Origin of the sequence: Sutcliffiella horikoshii, from assembly GCF_008180725.1 — a bacterium.
GTDB classification, from domain to species: domain Bacteria; phylum Bacillota; class Bacilli; order Bacillales; family Bacillaceae_I; genus Sutcliffiella_A; species Sutcliffiella_A horikoshii_B.
This window is the reverse complement of sequence record NZ_VTEV01000005.1, coordinates 440,821-457,262: the sequence shown is the minus strand read 5'-3', so window position 1 is coordinate 457,262 and position 16,442 is coordinate 440,821. Positions and strand designations below refer to the sequence as shown.

At 42.8% G+C, this 16,442-nt stretch carries 17 protein-coding genes and 1 pseudogene; 14 read left to right on the top strand and 4 right to left on the bottom strand.

Annotated elements, in window-relative coordinates; all coding sequences use genetic code 11:
• Positions 1-39: 39 nt before the first annotated feature.
• Entirely contained in the window at positions 40-234 is a 195-nt protein-coding gene (locus FZC76_RS14590; RefSeq protein WP_148988894.1) for a hypothetical protein, read from the bottom strand.
• Positions 235-362: 128 nt separating this feature from the next.
• On the opposite strand from FZC76_RS14590, the gene FZC76_RS14585 reads away from it, so the two are divergent.
• The 11 genes from FZC76_RS14585 to FZC76_RS14535 all read left to right on the top strand — a co-directional run bounded on the left by FZC76_RS14585 (position 363) and on the right by FZC76_RS14535 (position 11,562).
• The gene (locus FZC76_RS14585; protein ID WP_148988893.1) at positions 363-872 is read left to right on the top strand and encodes a hypothetical protein; all 510 of its coding nucleotides are present in this window, start codon (positions 363-365) and stop codon (positions 870-872) included.
• 21 nt (positions 873-893) lie between these two features.
• The gene (rlmD, locus tag FZC76_RS14580) at positions 894-2,261 is read left to right on the top strand and encodes a 23S rRNA (uracil(1939)-C(5))-methyltransferase RlmD (RefSeq protein WP_148988892.1); all 1,368 of its coding nucleotides are present in this window, start codon (positions 894-896) and stop codon (positions 2,259-2,261) included.
• A 387-nt stretch (positions 2,262-2,648) separates the two neighbouring features.
• Positions 2,649-3,398, top strand: a complete 750-nt coding sequence (locus FZC76_RS14575; protein WP_148988891.1) for a GNAT family N-acetyltransferase — start codon at positions 2,649-2,651, stop codon at positions 3,396-3,398.
• Between the two features lie 172 nt (positions 3,399-3,570).
• Complete coding sequence (locus FZC76_RS14570; RefSeq protein WP_148988890.1) at positions 3,571-4,353, top strand: IclR family transcriptional regulator; 783 nt, start codon at positions 3,571-3,573, stop codon at positions 4,351-4,353.
• Between the two features lie 15 nt (positions 4,354-4,368).
• Positions 4,369-5,322 carry a S66 peptidase family protein gene (locus FZC76_RS14565; RefSeq protein ID WP_148988889.1) on the top strand — a complete coding sequence of 318 codons (954 nt, stop codon included), beginning with the start codon at positions 4,369-4,371 and terminating at the stop codon, positions 5,320-5,322.
• Positions 5,323-5,393: 71 nt separating this feature from the next.
• Positions 5,394-7,187: an ABC transporter substrate-binding protein gene (locus FZC76_RS14560; RefSeq protein ID WP_187442085.1), complete on the top strand. Its 1,794-nt coding sequence runs from the start codon at positions 5,394-5,396 to the stop codon at positions 7,185-7,187.
• A gap of 63 nt (positions 7,188-7,250) precedes the next feature.
• Positions 7,251-8,225 (top strand): ABC transporter permease, encoded by a 975-nt coding sequence (locus FZC76_RS14555; RefSeq protein ID WP_148988887.1) that lies wholly within the window; start codon positions 7,251-7,253, stop codon positions 8,223-8,225.
• A gap of 11 nt (positions 8,226-8,236) precedes the next feature.
• On the top strand, positions 8,237-9,109 hold the full coding sequence (locus FZC76_RS14550; RefSeq protein ID WP_148988886.1) for an ABC transporter permease: 873 nt from the start codon (positions 8,237-8,239) through the stop codon (positions 9,107-9,109).
• Entirely contained in the window at positions 9,110-10,069 is a 960-nt protein-coding gene (locus FZC76_RS14545) for an ABC transporter ATP-binding protein (RefSeq protein WP_222928513.1), read from the top strand.
• A gap of 1 nt (position 10,070) precedes the next feature.
• Positions 10,071-11,069: an ABC transporter ATP-binding protein gene (locus FZC76_RS14540; protein WP_148988885.1), complete on the top strand. Its 999-nt coding sequence runs from the start codon at positions 10,071-10,073 to the stop codon at positions 11,067-11,069.
• Between the two features lie 13 nt (positions 11,070-11,082).
• Positions 11,083-11,562 (top strand): zinc-binding metallopeptidase family protein, encoded by a 480-nt coding sequence (locus FZC76_RS14535; protein ID WP_148988884.1) that lies wholly within the window; start codon positions 11,083-11,085, stop codon positions 11,560-11,562.
• Here the strand turns inward: FZC76_RS14535 and FZC76_RS14530 are convergent.
• Positions 11,536-11,958, bottom strand: a pseudogene (locus FZC76_RS14530) (glycosyltransferase family 4 protein); the annotation flags it as partial. The gene FZC76_RS14535 and the pseudogene FZC76_RS14530 sit on opposite strands and share 27 nt — an antisense overlap.
• On the bottom strand, positions 11,955-13,040 hold the full coding sequence (locus tag FZC76_RS14525) for a CotS family spore coat protein (RefSeq protein WP_392396843.1): 1,086 nt from the start codon (positions 13,038-13,040) through the stop codon (positions 11,955-11,957). The pseudogene FZC76_RS14530 and the gene FZC76_RS14525, both read right to left, overlap by 4 nt.
• Positions 13,041-13,262: 222 nt before the next feature.
• Here FZC76_RS14525 and FZC76_RS23105 point away from each other — a divergent pair, with 222 nt between their 5' ends.
• The 3 genes from FZC76_RS23105 (at position 13,263) to FZC76_RS14515 (ending at position 15,056) form a co-directional block, all read left to right on the top strand.
• Positions 13,263-13,400 carry a hypothetical protein gene (locus tag FZC76_RS23105; RefSeq protein ID WP_187442084.1) on the top strand — a complete coding sequence of 46 codons (138 nt, stop codon included), beginning with the start codon at positions 13,263-13,265 and terminating at the stop codon, positions 13,398-13,400.
• A gap of 43 nt (positions 13,401-13,443) precedes the next feature.
• On the top strand, positions 13,444-13,734 hold the full coding sequence (locus FZC76_RS14520) for a DUF6407 family protein (protein ID WP_148988881.1): 291 nt from the start codon (positions 13,444-13,446) through the stop codon (positions 13,732-13,734).
• 335 nt (positions 13,735-14,069) lie between these two features.
• Entirely contained in the window at positions 14,070-15,056 is a 987-nt protein-coding gene (locus FZC76_RS14515) for a tRNA dihydrouridine synthase (protein ID WP_148988880.1), read from the top strand.
• 97 nt (positions 15,057-15,153) lie between these two features.
• Here FZC76_RS14515 and FZC76_RS14510 read toward each other — a convergent pair whose 3' ends face one another.
• Positions 15,154-16,353, bottom strand: coding sequence for an MFS transporter (locus FZC76_RS14510; protein ID WP_148988879.1), 1,200 nt, complete (start codon positions 16,351-16,353; stop codon positions 15,154-15,156).
• Positions 16,354-16,442 lie beyond the last annotated feature (89 nt).

Genomic DNA, 16,442 nt, shown 5'->3' with positions numbered 1-16,442 from the left:
CATAAAAATTAGAGAACTTCACCCTTTCCCAATTTCTCTTTACAAATCAAACGGGTAGTGCCCCCTGAAAAATAAAATCAAATCTCCAATAACACCGATGCAAAAGAAAATAAAGTAGTAGCTGGCGTTGGAAACTTCCTTATTAAATAGTTCATTAAATGCTTGAACAAACAGGCGATTAAAACCGAACCAGCTTAGTACCCATGCGATTATTAAAAAAGCAACAATGGTCATTTGGCAACCTCTCCTTCATAAAACTATTCTAATTTTAACATATTCAACCAGTAAGCAATTTTTTATCGTACATGTCTTTCTAGAAATTGTTAATAATATCTTTAAAGTCCGTTTTTAGGAGTAGGTATATGCTTAATAAAAGAATGATCATTTCTTTAAGTGTGTTAATTTTTCCATGGTTAACTGTTCCTTTTATAGGAGTGAAATCATTTGTCCGTTTTTTGCCCGTAGCAACTTTCGCTAACCTAGTTATAAGTATATTTACCATAATTGCTAACCGAAAAAAATGGTTTAAAAACAATAACCCTCTATTTTCTAATGCGCCAATAGATCTTACATATATTTTAGGTGCGCACTTTATTGGAACACTGTGGATCTTTAAGTTAACATACGGTTCTTTTCGAAAATTTTTAATTACAAATATAGTGTTAGATTGGATAAATATATTTCTTTTTGGTGGCTTCTTGAAAAAGGTAGGAATATTTAAATTAAAAAGGATGTCACCAAGTATGTACTGGTGTATTACTGTAATTTTAGCAGTTGTTCTATATGGATATCAGTACATAATAGAAAAAGTGATTAGACAAACAAATAGCAAGCCCCCACTTCATGTGGTACAATCGGAACAGCGATTTTAAACGTGAAGGAAGAGAAAATACATGACAGTACCTGTTCAAAAAAATGAATACTACGATGTCACCGTACAGGATTTAACTCATGACGGTGCCGGCGTAGCAAAAATAGATGGTTTTCCGATTTTTGTCCAAAATGCACTTCCAGACGAGGAAATTAAAGTCAAAATTATAAAAGTAAAAAAAGGCTACGCATTCGGCCGGATTGAGGAAATCCACAAGACAAGCCCTTTTCGTGTCGACGCTCCGTGCCCGATATACAAGCAATGCGGAGGCTGCCAGCTTCAACACCTGAGCTATGAAGGTCAGCTTGTTGCCAAGCAAAAGCAAGTCAAGGATGTCCTACAACGCATCGGACACCTAAAAGACGTGCCGGTTCATCCGGTTCTAGGCATGGACAACAATCCGTGGCGCTACCGAAACAAAGCCCAGGTTCCAATTGGGGAACGCGAAGGTGGCCTGATTGCAGGCTTCTACCAACAGCGCAGCCACGAGATCATCGATATGAAGGAATGCTTGATCCAGCAGGAAATCAACGACCGTGTCGTTCAAACCGTCCGTAAAATTTGTGACAAGCATGGTGTGCGTGCTTACAATGAAAAAACACATAAAGGCGTGCTGCGACATGTGATGGCCCGTTATGGGTTAGTGACTGGCGAAGTGATGGTTGTGCTTATCACCCGCACACCAGACATTCCCAACCGCAGAGCGATTGTGGAAGAAATCACTGCCGCCCTACCAGAAGTGAAATCAGTCGTGCAAAACGTAAACACGAAGAAAACGAACGTAATTTTCGGAGACGAAACGCGTGTACTTTGGGGAAATGAGTACATCTATGATTTCATCGGAGACATCAAGTTTGCCATTTCAGCTAGATCCTTTTATCAGGTCAATCCGGAGCAAACGAAGGTCCTGTATGATAAAGCGCTCGAGTATGCCGAACTGACAGGTGAAGAGAGCGTCATTGATGCTTATTGCGGTATCGGAACCATCTCCTTGTTCCTGGCCCAAAAAGCGAAAAAAGTGTTCGGCGTCGAGATCGTGCCAGAAGCAATTGAAGATGCAAAACGTAACGCAGAACTAAACGAAATCACAAATGCACAATTCGCAGTGGGCGAAGCGGAAGTCGTGATCCCGAAATGGTATAAGGAAGGCAACACCGCGGACGTGTTAGTGGTAGATCCACCGCGTAAAGGCTGTGATGAAGCATTACTCCAAACCATTCTGGAAATGAAGCCGAAGAAGGTAGTGTATGTATCCTGTAATCCGGCGACACTTGCGAGAGATTTAAGAGTGTTGGAGGATGGGGGATATCAGACGGTTGAGGTGCAACCGGTGGATATGTTTCCTCATACGGTTCATGTCGAGGCAGTCGCGTTAATAAAGTTAAAATGAATGCTTTCAAAAGCTAGGGCAGCCGACTTTAGTTGAAATTAACATGTTCTATATGACCCTTGGCCCAATAGGTCCAAGGGTTTTTTAAGAAAGCAAGTGGTGGTTCCTTGCTTTAAGCCCACTTCAAATGGGGAAAAGGGACCTGTCCCCAAAAAAATTAACCCAAAAATTTTTGCACCATCCCAAAACCCCATCGCTCTAAGGGTCAATCCCCATAAAAAGTCCCAAAAACTGGACTAAAAAACCATTAAAATTATTAGAAAATTTGAAATAGATCGTTAATCTATGTATAATGGATTACAACAACAAAAACGGAAACGTATTTCCATCTAATGGAAACAAGTGGAAGCGAATCAGGAGTGATGGGATATTTTCGAAAAAAGGGTATTGAACACGCGTAATCAACGTGAACTTGTAAAGCTCATAGAAAAAGATCGAAGGAACAATTTACAGTTCTACGAGTATCTGGAGTACTTACATAATGAAGACAAACGATTTGGATTTTATGGGTATTATGACCACCACAAGCTTGTAGCCGTACAGTATTTTAGTCCATTGAATACTGGAATTTCCATAATGGACAAACACTATCTACCACTCCTCAAGCAACACCTAATCAAAACTACATCCACTTATTTATATGGCAGAGCTGATATACTTTTACATCTGGGCGACATGCCGAATCGACAAACGTATCCCTATTGTTACGGATATTTAAGTAGGACCAATCAATCACCATTACCAACCAACTCGCCGGTCAATCAGGCAACATTTGACCATATACCTGCCATTGAGGAATTTTATGCAGTCAAAGACATTATGATTGAAGTTCCGGAGCGGCTGCCAAACATTATTAGAAATGGTTCTGCTTTTATCGTAAAAGAAGGCAGTAAGGTTGTTTCCATTGCAATGGCACATTCCGAAACCTCCCAAAATGCCTTAATCGGTGGGATCTATACCGATAAGGATTCTCGTGGAAAAGGGTATGGATTGGCATGCACAAGAGCATTAGCAAATCACTTACATAAAAAACAGAGAACACCGTTTTTATTCTACGATGCCACACTGCCACATCTGCATTTGTTTTATCAGGCGTTGGGATTCACACTTACGGATGAATATGTGATGTTGTATTGAAACAAGGCATTTTTCTGCGCTTTAATATGTTCTGAATATATAAAATATTCAGAAGTTTGTACTATTTATTCTGGTAACAGAATAAATTTTTTATAACAAAGAAACGGAAACGTGTTTCCACTATGCGGAATCAACAAACTTAACATTTTTGCTGAAAGGAGGGATCGAAAACATGACACCATCAGTAGATAAAAGTAAAACAGGTGTGAGGGCGGTGGACCGTGCACTTGATATTATTGAGACGTTTTCCTTAAGAGAACGCGAGCTTACACTAGTAGACATCTCAAAAAAAACGGGGTTGCCACTGACAACCGTTCACAGAAATGTCCAATCGCTTTTGCAGCGAGGATATCTGGAACAGGATGAAATATCCGGGAAGTTCCGCCCGGGGATGCAATTTGTCCGGGTTGCAGGAATCCTTATCCAAGGGCTTGACCTGGTACAAAAGGCGTCTCCTTATTTGCAAAGATTGGCGAAAAAGACGGAAATGAATGTCAATTTAAGCATTTATGATGATGGGGAGGCACTGTGTTTAGTCAACATTGAATCATTCCATAACTTTGGATTTGAAATTAAGGTCGGGCAAAAGCTACCCATTTATGCAGGGGCCTTGTCTAAATTAATTTTAGCTTATTTACCAGAAAGAGAGTTTGATCGATTATCAGACACGTTCAAAACCTTTACGCCAATTACCATCTCGCAAAGGCAAGAGCTGAAAAATGACATCGAGTCCATTCGTCAGCACGGCTATGCCAAATCAGAAGGAGAGCTGCAATTAGGCGCTGTTGCCTATGCTGCCCCGGTCTATAACTACGAAGGTAAGCTAGAAGCAGGGATTGCCATAACTGGCCCTGAGCACTTTTTCAGTGAAGATAAACGACAAGCATACCTGAAAACGTTGCTTCTTGCCGCAGAAGAAATCTCGCGGGATTTGGGCTATAAGAAAGTTTACTAGAAAGGAGACTTCCAGATGGAAAAAATTAAACCAAAACGACTCCAGAAAGGAGATACGATTGGAATTGTCGCCCCCGCGAGTCCACACTATAACCGGAGCGATATCATTCGCGGCATCGAGACACTAGAGGAGTGGGGCTTCCGTGTCGTGGTCGGGGAAAATGTCCATAACAAGCATGAGTACTTAGCGGGAACGGACGAGGAGCGGGCCCATGATTTCAATGAGATGTTCCGGAATGATCAGGTCGATGCCGTCTTTGTCACACAGGGTGGATATGGCTCAGCACGAATGCTCAGGTACATAGATTTCGAGCTTGTGAGGAACAATCCGAAGATTTTTATTGGCTATAGTGACATCACCTCTATCCACCTTGCGATCCAAAAATATACAGGCTTAGTGTCCTTCCATGGACCTGGGATGGCGGGTTTTAACTCGGAGGATTTGACTGATTATCGAAAAGAGTTCCTTTTTAAAGCATTGATGGAAACGGAGCCAATTGGGGAAATACGCAAAGCAAATGAGAAGAAGTGGATCAATCAGATTAACAAGGGGGAAGCAGAAGGAGAGCTGGTAGGAGGAAACCTGACGCTCGTCTGTGCTTCACTTGGCACCCCATATGAGATTGACACGAAAGGGAAGATTCTTTTCCTGGAAGAGGTATGGTCAGAACCATGGAATATCGACCATATGTTCACACACCTACTCCATGCTGGCAAGCTACAGGAAGCCGCCGGAATTGTCATTGGCGAATGTACTTTGTGTGAGCCGAAGAAAATGGATCCGGGCTTCCACGTGACCTTTAGCTTGGAAGATATCTTATATGACTTTATTGAACCATTAGGAATTCCTGCAATCCATGGACTTCCGATTGGCCATACCGAAGACCTTGCAACCTTGCCGATGGGCGTGAATGCGTATCTAGATGCAACTAATAAAAAGCTATTTGTAACAGAATCTGGTGTGAAGTAGGGCAGTTTTCGTATTAAGGGGGTTATTTAATGCGAAAGCAGCTTTTCCATAAAAAAAGAGGGGGAAAAAGGATGAAAAAGCTAGGAAGTATATTATTAACTGTCATCTTGGTGTTCAGTTACATTGTACTACCAATGAGCAAGGTGAATGCAGAGGAGGCAGCGACCTTGAAAATCGGTTGGACAGCAGAGGCAGATAGTCTGAGTCCGTTTTTAGCGTGGACGATTTCCGCGACTGAAATCTTTAAGTTAATCTATGATCCATTAGTTGCCTTTGATAATAATGTCGAGCCTGTTGGTAGATTGGCGAAGGATTGGCAGGTAAGTGATGATAATTTAACTTGGACGTTTAATCTGCAAGAGGGAGTCAAATGGCATGATGGGACTCCATTCACTTCTGCAGACGTAAAGTTCACCTATGAAACTTTACAAGAAAGCGGCTTAGGCTTATACGCTGGGTACTTGGACGGAATCACCTCCATTGAAACACCGGATGAGCTGACGGTCGTTATAAAAACAGAGGAACCGAAAGCGAACATGCTGCAAAGCACGACGCCGATTTTACCCAAGCATATCTGGGAAGGCATCTCGATGGCCGACCTGGAAACATGGCCAAATCAAAACCCAATTGGAACAGGTGCTTTTAAGTTTAGTGAATTCAAGAAAGATGAGTATATCAAGCTGGAAAAGAACCCGGACTACTTCTACAAACCAGCCAACGTCGATAGCCTAGTATTCGTTCTTTATGCTAACACAGATACTTTGACGCAATCCTTAAAAATAGGCGAGATCGATGCAGCCATCAATATTGGAGCAAACCAAGTGAAAGTGCTGGACGCAGAGGAAAGCATGGAAGTGGTTTCTGCGACCACACACGGATTTACGGAGCTTTCCATTAACACTTGGCCAGATGACAATTCAAAAGGAAATCCACTCCTTCGTGAAAAAGACATTCGTCATGCGATGAGTTATGCGATTGATAAACAAAAAATCATTGATGTGGCTTATGCCGGTCAAGCAACACCTGGATCGACATTAATCCCACCAAGCTTAGATTTCTGGCACTACAACCCGGAAAACCTGCGTTCCTTTGATCCGGAAAAAGCGAAGGAAATCTTAGATAATGCCGGATTTACGGACGAAGATGGGGATGGAATCCGAGAAGCGGATGGAGAGCCACTAGAGTTTGAATTAATGGTTCGTTCGAAAACTTCTGAGGAGGTCCGTGCTGGGGAAATGATTAGCAGCATGCTAGAAGATGTGGGAATTGGTGTGAAGCTTGAAACAGTTGATGATGGACTTTTGGGCGACCGAATCTATGATAATGCCGACTTTGATATGTTCATATGGGGATGGGGAACAGATGCCGACCCAACTACGATTCTAAATGTAATGTCCTCTGAGGAAATAGGGAACTTAAGCGACTCTTACTATGCCAACGAAGCATACGACAAGCTACTGGAAAAACAAGAAACGATCATAGATAAAGAGGAAAGACAAAAGGTCGTTCATGAAATGCAGGAGATGTTATACGAGGATGCCCCATATATCATCCTTTTGTATGACAACGCTCTTCAAGCTGTGAATACCGACAAATGGGAAGGCTGGACAAAAGTAGCAGGGGTCTACTTCTATTCTTTCAATCACGAAAACTATTTAAATGTGAAATTAGCATCAGCTGGGGAAGAAGTTGCTGACACTGAGGATGGTACCGTAGCTACTGCATCGGACACTAATGAAAATGCAGAAGCATCCGGTAACGCCGGAGCAATCATTGCCGTTGTCATGGTGGCAGCCGTGATTATGACTGGGATGTTCCTTGTAAAACGCAAGAAAAAAGATGTGTCAATTGACGACGATATGTAAGAAAAATAAAGGGCAAAGTGCGAAGCTACTTTGCCCTTTGTTACAAAGGCGAAGGTGAAATCGATGAATAAATACTATTTAATGAAAAAACTCTTCCAATCCATGGTGACAATCTTCCTCGTGTTAATCATTAACTTCTTTCTTTTTCGCGTCATGCCGGGAGACCCGTTAGCCATGATTGTGCGGAACCCGAATGCTTCCGAGGAAGCGATTGAAAAAATCAAAGTGTTATTTGGAGTCGACCAGCCCATGTACGTCCAGTTCTGGCTCTATTTTAAGCAGCTGGCCCAAGGCGATCTCGGAATGTCCTTTATGGCCAAAGAGCCAGTTATTCAAGTCATTGGCGAAAAACTGGTCCCGACGCTTTTACTCGTAGGATTATCCACAATCGTCGCAATCATTGCTGGAATGTTCATTGGGATTGTGGCGGCGTCTAAACGAGGGAAGAAAATTGATATTATCTCTTTAACCTTTTCTCTGATTACTTACGCGATGCCTACCTTTTGGCTTGGAATCATGCTGGTTGTCTTTTTTAGTGTCACACTGAATCTATTTCCAACGAGCGGGATGAGTACAGCAGGTGCGGTATTTGCCAATTCTTTTGAGAAGGCACTGGATGTGTCCAAACATTTATTTTTACCAACCTTAACATTGGCCCTAGTTTTAATTGGGCAATTTGTCTTGATCATGCGTAATTCCTTACTTGAGGTTTTGACAGAGGACTATATCACCACTGCGAAAGCAAAAGGCTTCTCGGAAAAATTAATTATCAGAAGACATGCGCTGCCAAATGCGATGCTCCCCATGGTGACCATCATCGCAATCAACATCGGTTTTATGATTGCAGGCGCTATTCAAATTGAAACGGTATTTTCGTGGCCAGGCTTGGGGCGCTTGATGTATGAAGCATTAAACAACAGAGACTATCCGTTACTACAAGGGATATTCCTTATTGTCAGTGTCTGTGTCGTGCTTGCCAATCTTTGTGCGGACATCATATATGGTTACCTGGATCCACGAATAAATAATAAAGCCTAGGGTGAAACAAGATGGAACAAAAACATATCATTGCAGCAAAGAAAACAAAAGAATTTCTCTCAACATTTATCCGAAACAAAATGGGGTACTCAGGAGCAATCATCCTCGGATTCTTCGTGCTGATTGCAATCTTTGGTCCACTGTTAACCGACTATGATCCAAAGGAATACGGGGTAGCGGACGTGCTAAGCCCCCCTACCTGGGACAACTTGCTCGGAACCGATGACCTTGGCAGAGATGTGTTAGGAGGCGTCATCTTAGGTGCCAGAATCTCGATTATGGTCGGATTTATCTCCACCTTAATTTCGATGTTTGTCGGAACGGTGGTCGGGATCGCTTCTGGCTATTATGGAAGAAAAGTAGATACATTGTTAATGAGAATAACCGACGTGTTTTTGGTGCTACCATGGCTGCCACTTGCCCTCGTCTTAACCGCTATTCTCGGTGCCAGCCTCTGGAACATCATATTGGTCATTGGCTTAACGAGTTGGCCAGGAACGGCCCGGATAGTTCGCTCCCAAACCCTTTCAATCAAAGAAAGGCAGTTCATTGAGCGTGCTCGCTCCATCGGGGCCAATCACTTCTATATTATGAGAAAACATATTTTACCGAACGTATTTCCTTTGATTTTCGCCAACACCGTACTCGTTTCGGCTGTGGCGATATTATCTGAAACAACCTTGAGCTTCTTAGGAATGGGAGATACAACACAGCCAAGCTGGGGCATGATGCTCCATTATGCCTTTGAATCAGGCGCTGCAAGTCTTGGGGCGTACTGGTACTTGATGGCGCCGGGATTATGTGTCGTGCTGGTGGTACTTGGCTTTACCTTTATCGGGTATGCCTTTGATGAAATTTTGAACCCAAAGCTAAAAAGGAGATAGATGATGAGTCTTCTAGAAGTTAAAAACCTAAAAACCTATTTTCATACTAAAGAAGGAATCGTCAAAGCAGTGGACGATGTCAGCTTCACACTTGAAAAGGGCGAAGCGATTGGCCTCGTTGGCGAATCCGGCTGTGGGAAAACGACCACTGCCCTATCCATAACCAGCCTTCTTCCACAGGAAGGGGAGATCGCTGGCGGGGAGATCAATTATAATGGGAAAAATTTAGCAGTGTTAAATGACAACCAAATCAGGCGCTATCGCTGGAATGAAATTGCGATTGCCTTCCAGGGGGCTATGAATGCCTTAAATCCCGTCAAAAAAATCGGCGAACAGCTCACCGATGTGATGATGTACCACAACAAACTCGATTACAAGGCAGCCAGGAAAAAAGCGAAGGGGCTCCTGGAGCTAGTTGAAATCGATCCAGAGCGAATCGACCAATATCCCCACGAATTTAGTGGCGGAATGAAGCAACGGGTTATGATTGCGATGGCTCTTGCCTGCGATCCGAAAATATTAATAGGCGACGAGCCGACAACGGCGCTCGATGTCATGGTGCAAGCACAGATATTGGAATTACTGGAAAAGCTGCGGGCAGAGCTTGGGATGTCGCTCATTCTCATTACACATGACCTATCCGTCATGGCGGAAACGTGTGACAAAGCCGTGGTGATGTATGCCGGGAAAATCGTAGAGACGGGAACGGTGGAAAACGTGATCAATCACAGCTCCCACCCTTACACGCAAAAGCTTGTTAAAGCGTTCCCGGATATTCACGGAAAACGGGAAATGACGGAATCAATTCCCGGGTCTCCGCCCAATTTAATCAACCCGCCAACAGGCTGCTATTTTCATCCGCGCTGCGAGCATGCAACGGAGGAGTGCAGGCGGACGACGCCAGAACTCAGAAAAATAGCCGAAGATCATTATGTCGCCTGTCACTTAAGGGGGGAGTAAGATGAAAAGTCTCATTAAGACAAAAGATTTGCGCGTCCACTTCGATTTACAGACTGGCTTTTTAAAAGGGCTTCTCTCAAAGGAAAAAAAACGCGTCAAAGCGGTGGACGGCATTGATATTGATATTAATAAAGGGGAAATCTTGTCGCTCGTTGGGGAAAGTGGCAGCGGGAAAACGACAACAGGAAAAGCAATCCTGCAATTGCTTGAGAATGTGGAAGGAGATATCACCTACGACGGCAATCCGATCTTGCAAAAGGATAAGAAGCAGCTTCAAGCATTCCGGCAAAAAGCCCAGATGATTTTTCAGGATCCATATGAGTCACTGAACTCCAAGTTTCTAATCATCGACATCGTGGCAGAGCCGTTAGAAATTAATGGCCTTATCAAAAATGAACAACAAAAAAAGGAAAAGGTCAAAGAAGCGTTAGAGTGGGCTGGATTAAGACCAGCGGAGCAATATTTGTACCGTTATCCTCATGAACTAAGCGGCGGACAGCGCCAACGGGTCGTCATTGCGGCAGCCCTGATCTTGAACCCGGAATTTATCGTGGCAGATGAACCGGTGTCAATGCTGGACGTTTCGGTCCGTGCTGATATTTTACGACTGATGGTGGATCTCCGTGATAAAAAAGGCATCTCTTATTTGTTCATCACCCATGATATCTCGCTTGCCTGGTTAATTTCTGACCGGATCGCCATCATGTATTTAGGAAAAATTGTCGAGATTGGTGATGTTGATAAGGTGATTTCCGCAAGCCTCCATCCATACACGAAAGCATTGATTAATGTCATGCCAAAACCAACCGTGGCCGGAGAAAAACGGAAGCGGATGATTCTAAAAGGAGAAACACCTAACCCAAGCAATGTCCCAAGCGGATGCCGGTTCCATACAAGATGTCCGTTTGCGGAAGAACAATGCAAAGCGGAGGAACCACCACTAGTGGAATACAGCGAGAACCATTTTGCAGCCTGTCATTTTGCAGAAGAGCTTAACTAAGGAGTGAATGTTTGTGCCAAAAGAACAAATCGATGCCATCTTAGAACGGGAAAAAGAAGGCTTAGTCGCATTAAGTACCTATATCCAGCAAAACCCGGAGCTGGGAGGAAAAGAGTATAAATCCTCTAAAGCTTTATGTGATTATTTAGAGGAAAAAGGCTTCACGGTTCAACGAGGAGTGGGACCTTTCGAAACAGCGTTTATTGCCAACAAGAAAAAAGGAGAAGGCGGTCCCCATATCGCGTTCTGCGCAGAATACGATGCCCTGCCGGATGTGGGTCATGCGTGTGGGCACCATCTTATTGGTGTCGCCGGTGTCGCAGCCGGTTTAGCGCTTGCACAGATGGAGGTTGATGAGCCGTTCGAAGTATCCGTAATAGGCACCCACGATGAAGAAGGTGTAGGGGGGAAAATCGATCTCATCAACGAAGGTGCCTTTGAAGGTGTGGATGTCGCGATGATGTTAATTGCTGATGGTAATAATTTTATCTAATTGTGCAATGGCTTCCTTGCCTTCCTCAGGAGTAATCTTCTCGCGTTTAAACATGTCATTGTGCATACTCAAGATGATTCTTGATTTCGGTGCTACTTCCCGGATGGGTAAAACAAGACGAGGACGATTAAAAATATGAATTAAGTCAAAAGACTGGTCTTTGATGTATTCGACTACCCCTGCCCGATAAGTCTCTAATAGTCCTCCTGGAACTCTTACATACTGAATACCATCTTTTGTTTCCTTATCAGGCAAGGTTTCATCTTGCCGCCCTATTATCGTTATCGAATGTTTTTGTTTTAAGCTCGGAACAGCTCCTGAAATATATGTTTGGATTGCACCGCCTTTTACTGGTGGGACTGGAAGCTTTTCCGTACTAACGATGAGTACCTTCATTTTCTTTTTCCCCCTCTCCATTCTGCGTGTAATTGTTCAAGCACGGGCCACTTGGTTTGATCGATTTCAACGATTCTGTTTACGACAGCATCAAGCTCGCTACTTAAGGCGATAGTTGGCTCAAATAAGATATCTTTTACATTCTTGTAAAAAAGGTTAGGAAGGGAAAACTCGACTAACAGGATTTCGAATAATTCGTCTGTAATCGGGTTGGCCTCATCATATGCATCCAGCATGGCAACAATCCAATTAATATCCCATTTACCGAGATCATCCATCGACCCGCCGATTAATTTTCGTAAATCTCGAATCGGGATATCATACGCCACTCCATCCAGATCAATAATCCACATTCCTCCTGGACCCATTTGGCCATTCGACCATCCATAATCTTGGTGAACTAATCCCCATTCTTCATTGCCTAATGCGGCAAGCTGTTTATAAGGCGATTCTTCCAGCTTTGTTATGGCGTTCTTAGCCTGCTCTTCAAACATATCAACCGTGTTCAAAATGGTCTTACTAGCAGGCATTTCCGAATATAACTTGGCAATATCTCGGAACCATGTCATTTTTTTCATCACTTTTTGATACGTTTTTGGCCAACGGTAAAGCCTTGAAGCGACTTCTGCTCCTTTAGGGGGAACATATCCTTTTGAAAGTTGATGAAATTCTCCGATTGCATTGCTCAATAGCTTTGCCCCTTCTATGTCTGCAGAAACTGGTTGAAGTGGTTCGATCCATTCAGCTACGAACCAAATCTTACCCCCCATTACTACGACATTACTATCACTTTTTGTCTTGATAATCGCAGGCACTCGAGCATTCTTTTCGTTCACTAAATATTCCTGTGCCCCTATACTAAATAAACTCCGTGTCGGTCTTCGATGGAGTATTTTCAAGCTTTTTGGACCTTTGTTTGTTTCGATTTTCCATATCAGTCCGCCTTTATCTGCCTTCGTGGTAATAACTACCCTACTACTCACGGTGAAATCATAATGCTTAATTACTTCGTCTGCCATTTCCTCTATATATGGCGGAACATAAAATTCACCTAAGGTTTCATCAGCATCATCCCACGGCATAATGAGTTCTTCCAAGCTGTTCATCCCCTTCTCTGAGTATATTGTCTATCTATAGTATTCAATGGGATAGAAACAGGTTAGTCATTTGTCCATTATTAAGAAATAATAGGTAAACGTTTAGAAGGAAATTTATGATGGCACTTTGAACGTTTGTGCCAAAATGAGTCTAGTGAAAGGAAAATAAAGGGGATCCTTCAAAATTTCGTTCCTAGGAGGGCAAAAGTGTTACTGGTTTTAAAAGTGCAGGTTGTTTTGGAGAAAAACAAAAAATTCCTGAAAGGTCATCCATTCATTACAAATGACATACCTAACCTTGCATATATCGCTGATGTAGAAACGGGAGAATATTATTCAGTCTAGAGGTTATGGTATCCTTAGGGAAATCACCATAAGGAGAATATATATGAGCGCAAATTTACACGACTTTGTCCAACATACAATGGACAGGATGGAACCTTTTGATCAGCAAAATGTCGATTGCATCAAAAAACTGGTGAAAGAAGCCATTAATTTTTATCAACTTAATTCTTATCAAGAAGTGGAAGAAACAAAAGAAGGTACCACAGAATTTTTATATATACACTCGATGATGGAGGAAAACCTTTTGTCTAAAGTAGTGGAACTCTCTATGGGAATGGACAAAGGTTTTGACATAGAGGAGGTTTATAAAGGCTGTGTCATAAGAGAATATTAGATAGAAAAATGTGGGTTCCCAGACATTATCGTTGTCGGAGTCCCTTTTTAATAAGGCTCCACAAAAGATATTGTTGCAGCTTATTATCCTTTTATGGTTCCATTTGCCGTGTTTAAGAATCAGGAGTAAAATTGATATAAATTTAGGCGGGCTAAACGACTCTACATTTTTTCAGTGTTGAGTCGTTTTTGTTTTAATTATGGTATACCATGGAAACCGCAATACATTTTTCATTTAGCAGTAATTCCAAATACTAGTGTTTGAAAATTAGGGAGGAAGCATGTTATAAAGTTATTTAGTGTGAAATTTTTGAACGGGTATTAGAAGTTGCAATTATGACGAGAGGATTTGAGTTTGATATGATAGATAATTTTTGGCGTGATTTACCGAAGCCGTTTTTTGTGCTAGCGCCGATGGAAGATGTGACAGATGTAGTTTTTCGCACGGTGGTAAGGAAAGCTGGGCGACCGGATGTGTTCTTTACTGAGTTCACAAACTCCGATAGTTATTGTCATCCAGAAGGAAAAGACAGCGTGCGCGGGCGTTTACTTTTTACAGAAGAAGAACAGCCGATGGTGGCACATATTTGGGGAGACAATCCTGAGTATTTCCGTCAGATGAGTATTGGGATGGCGGAGCTTGGTTTTAAAGGAATAGATATTAACATGGGTTGTCCTGTGCCGAATGTGGCGACTAGAGGGAAAGGGAGCGGCCTTATCCAAAGACCGGATGTAGCAGCCGAACTAATTCAGGCAGCAAAAGCGGGTGGACTTCCTGTCAGCGTCAAAACACGACTTGGCTTTACGGAAGTAGATGAGTGGAAGGAATGGTTGAAGCATATTTTAGAACAGAATATTGCCAACCTATCCATTCACTTGCGAACGCGAAAAGAAATGAGCGAAGTTGATGCGCATTGGGAATTGATACCGGAAATCAAGGAGTTACGTGACCGCATTGCACCGGATACGTTGCTAACCATTAATGGAGATATTCCTAACCGTCAAGTTGGGCAAGAGCTTGCCGATAAATATGGCATTGATGGCGTCATGATTGGACGTGGTATCTTCAAGAATCCTTTTGCTTTTGAAAAAGAGCCGAAAGAACACACTAGCAAGGAGTATTTAGATCTCCTAAGGTTGCAACTGGACCTTCAAGATTATTATGCGGAAATAGTACCGCGCAACATGTCTAAGCTTCACCGCTTTTTCAAAATTTACGTGAAAGGCTTCCGTGGAGCCGGAGAACTGAGAAATCAACTCATGAACACAAAATCAACGGATGAAGTACGTGCATTGTTGGATGAATTTGAAGGTGCGCTGTAGGGACAGGCACCGTGACCCAGGTATACCCAAATATAACAAAAAGCCGAGAATACCTGCGATTCTCGGCTTTCGTGCGTTTATATGGTGAAAAAATGGATCAGAATGCCTGTCCCCTCGAACCCTCTTTCTGATCTAAATAATAACTCAAAAACGTCAGAAGACTCGCACCAACCGCAACAACACCGCCTACCCAAGTGACATGAATGAGGCCCACATTATGGTATACGATTCCGCCTAGTGCAGAACCAAACGCAATGCCGACGTTACTTGCCACTGGCATGAGGGAAGCAGCGAGTCCAGTTGCTGTTGGTTGATAAATTTTGGCTAGATCTATCAGGTAAAGCTGAGTGGATGTAGTTAAAAGAATGGCCATTAAAGACATCAATCCAATGTTGACAAGTCCCAGTCCAAAATGATTAATGGTCCAAAATAAGCTAATCAATACAGCTGCCTGTACAAGAAACACAAATCGAAGGCGACCGATTGCATTATGGCTGGCTATTTTACCTGCCAGGATATTGCTGAAAATCGAGATGAATCCGTACGCAAAAAGAATTAAACTAATGGAATAGCTTGGTGCGCCCATTCCCTCCAAGATAGGAACAAGATACGTGAAAACGACATAGGTCCCCCCAAATCCTAGCGCGGGAATGAAAAAGGCGATCAATATTCTCGGGTTGGTTAACAACGAGAACTGATCTTTGATGGAGCTTCGAACTTGGCTGAGCTTTCTTGGCAGGACAAAATAGGAAGCCAGGAACGCCAACACTCCCAGTATGGTCGTCAACATGAATGTGGAATTCCATCCGAACCAGGATGCCACGACCGTCCCGATTGGTACTCCAATAACATTTGCAAGAGTAAAACCACCAAATACAAAAGATATCGCAAGTCCACGCTTTGCTGCCGGCATGGTTTCACTTGCCACAATCATGGCCAAGGAAATCAAGACCCCTGTTACTATGGCCGTCAAAATCCGAAAAGCAAGCAGCATCGTGTAAGATGTGGAAACGGCGCATAGAGCATTAAAAATAATGAACGCTCCAATCAACACCAACATCCATTTACGCTTTGGGAAATGACTGGTTGCGGACATCACAATCGGGGTGGCGATGGCAAACGTAATCGCAAACGCAGAAACGAGCGTACCAGCTTTAGCATTAGACATATCAAGGCTTGAAGATATATCCGTCAAGATTCCCACTATAACAAACTCACTTGTACCAAGAACAAATGTTAATAAAGATAGGGTTAAAATAAGCAACCAATGTTGCCTCGTTAATTTCTCAGATTGCATAAATACCTCTTTTCTAAGCTGTATGTGCATGTGTAGGATAATAGATAAATAACTTAAATATCATAACATAATGAATGGACTTTTAAGAA

Excerpts from the sequence above, each read along its gene's own strand:
- FZC76_RS14555 (WP_148988887.1), top strand. The coding sequence starts at position 7,251 with ATGAATAAATACTATTTAATGAAAAAACTCTTCCAATCCATGGTGACA.
- FZC76_RS14520 (WP_148988881.1), top strand. The coding sequence starts at position 13,444 with ATGAGCGCAAATTTACACGACTTTGTCCAACATACAATGGACAGGATG.
- FZC76_RS14545 (WP_222928513.1), top strand. The coding sequence starts at position 9,110 with ATGATGAGTCTTCTAGAAGTTAAAAACCTAAAAACCTATTTTCATACT.
- FZC76_RS14565 (WP_148988889.1), top strand. The coding sequence starts at position 4,369 with ATGGAAAAAATTAAACCAAAACGACTCCAGAAAGGAGATACGATTGGA.
- FZC76_RS14525 (WP_392396843.1), bottom strand. The coding sequence starts at position 13,040 with ATGCCGTGGGATGATGCTGATGAAACCTTAGGTGAATTTTATGTTCCG.
- rlmD (WP_148988892.1), top strand. The coding sequence starts at position 894 with ATGACAGTACCTGTTCAAAAAAATGAATACTACGATGTCACCGTACAG.
- FZC76_RS14570 (WP_148988890.1), top strand. The coding sequence starts at position 3,571 with ATGACACCATCAGTAGATAAAAGTAAAACAGGTGTGAGGGCGGTGGAC.
- FZC76_RS14585 (WP_148988893.1), top strand. The coding sequence starts at position 363 with ATGCTTAATAAAAGAATGATCATTTCTTTAAGTGTGTTAATTTTTCCA.
- FZC76_RS14515 (WP_148988880.1), top strand. The coding sequence starts at position 14,070 with ATGACGAGAGGATTTGAGTTTGATATGATAGATAATTTTTGGCGTGAT.
- FZC76_RS14540 (WP_148988885.1), top strand. The coding sequence starts at position 10,071 with ATGAAAAGTCTCATTAAGACAAAAGATTTGCGCGTCCACTTCGATTTA.
- FZC76_RS14560 (WP_187442085.1), top strand. The coding sequence starts at position 5,394 with ATGAAAAAGCTAGGAAGTATATTATTAACTGTCATCTTGGTGTTCAGT.
- FZC76_RS14510 (WP_148988879.1), bottom strand. The coding sequence starts at position 16,353 with ATGCAATCTGAGAAATTAACGAGGCAACATTGGTTGCTTATTTTAACC.
- FZC76_RS14550 (WP_148988886.1), top strand. The coding sequence starts at position 8,237 with ATGGAACAAAAACATATCATTGCAGCAAAGAAAACAAAAGAATTTCTC.
- FZC76_RS14590 (WP_148988894.1), bottom strand. The coding sequence starts at position 234 with ATGACCATTGTTGCTTTTTTAATAATCGCATGGGTACTAAGCTGGTTC.